Origin of the sequence: Acetivibrio ethanolgignens (assembly GCF_001461035.1) — a bacterium.
GTDB lineage: Bacteria > Bacillota > Clostridia > Lachnospirales > Lachnospiraceae > Velocimicrobium > Velocimicrobium ethanolgignens.
In genome coordinates this window covers 5164-6881 of record NZ_LNAM01000004.1, presented here as the reverse complement: position 1 = coordinate 6881, position 1718 = coordinate 5164, and the positions used below count along the sequence as shown (strand labels likewise).

Genomic DNA, 1718 nt, shown 5'->3' with positions numbered 1-1718 from the left:
GAGCAAGCCGGTATCCAGGGTGGCTCCGAGCAGGACATCCTCTAAAAGCAGTTCTTCTGCGAAAGCATCGAAAAGTAGTACAGCATCTAAATCAGGGAAAGCTAAGGTGTCTAAATCTGATAGCTCAACCAAAGCTCCAAAAACAACTACAGTAAAAATGGCAGATGCTTTAAGCAGCAAAAAAAGCTTAAATACAAAAAGCAGTCAGAAAGTTGTCAATATAGGCGAGAAAAAGTATAATGTTTCTATAGAGGCATCGATAAAGGCAGTTGCTGGGGGTATGGTAGCTGGAGTGGGAAGTACAATAAGAATTGGTGCGGCTGCTGCAGCAGGTGAAGCAAAAAAAGCTGGAACGGAAGTAAAGACAGGTAATGGAAAAGTATCAACTGTACCCCAAAATATAAATTTACCGATAGCGGTAAGCCGAACTTTCGAAATAATGGAAGAAGCTGTCCCAAAAGCAGCGAATACGGCTACAGCGACGGTTAAGATAGGTGAGATACTAAAAGCCAGAGCAGTTTCAGGAGTAACATTAGCAGTAAAAAATAAAAAACCATCAGTTGTAACGAAAGATACAAAGTCATCTGCCGTAATAACCAGGGATACAAAAGAAGATGCCTCTAAAATTAAAGAAAGCATCAATGTAGGACTAGCAGTATCGAACATAGATAAAACAATAAAAGCTGGAGCAGTTTTTGTAGCAAGTGAAATGGCCGCAAAGACGGCAGGAACAGTTGTATTAAGGAATAAAAAACAGGGTGTCCAAAGTGGTTATCAAAAGAGGAATAATAGTAAGAAAGAGAAACTGGAAATAAAGAGAAATCAAAAGAATGAAGGATTTGGAATTGGTTTTGGGCCTTTGTTCTCTCCGGGTATTACGATAGGTAAAACAGCGATAGGTCTACCTGGTATACCAGGATTAATTGGGAAGCGAACCCCGTCAAATACTAAAAATACTATTCCAGGCGGAACGGGAGGCTCAAGAGCGGGGTATTATATGTTACATCCCCCAGGAGAGAGAAAGGCATATAAAGTAACGAATGATGATGTCCATGCATTGATGGATGGTCTGGCAATGATACCGGTGTTGGGAGATGCAGCAGATGTTTTAGATGCGGCAATTTATTTGTCAGAGGGGAAAGTAGGAAAGGCTGCAGAGAAATTATTCTGGGTAGTGATAGGCTTAGATGAAATAAGTGATGCCCGAAAAATTTTGGGATACATGAATAAAGCAGTGGAAAAAGTGGGGAAAAGGGGAAACTTTGGTGATGGAATAAAGGTAGTAAGGAATATGCTTAAGAAAAAATTTGGTAAGGAGGTGTTGGAAGAAACTACAGAAGAGGCAGTGGAGACTGGAATTAAGAGTGGTAGAAAGATTGGGATTAAGAGTGGTAGTAAGGCTGGGATTAAGAGTGGTACAACAACTAAACCTAATCAAGTACATCACTATGCAACAAATAAAAGCAAGACATATACTCCTCAGTTAGAGGAAATAGCAAACAGGTATGGATTAGACTTAGATGATGCATGGAATAAAGATTTGCTACCACATCAGGGTCGTCATCCAAATGCTTATCATGAATATGTTCTTGATAGTATGAAACAATTTGACAACATTGCACAAGGAGACAAAGATATATTCCTTAAGTTATTTGATAATTTAAAGAATAACGTAAAATCAAATCCTGATATGCTGTATAAAGATTACTGGAAATAAG

General features: G+C 39.0%; 1 protein-coding gene. It reads left to right on the top strand.

Going from position 1 to position 1718, the window contains the following annotated elements; all coding sequences use genetic code 11:
* Nucleotides 1-1717 (top strand): AHH domain-containing protein (locus tag ASU35_RS19805; RefSeq protein ID WP_207644112.1); only part of this gene is annotated, 1717 nt, incomplete at its 5' end.
* Between the last annotated feature and the right edge of the window lies 1 nt (nt 1718).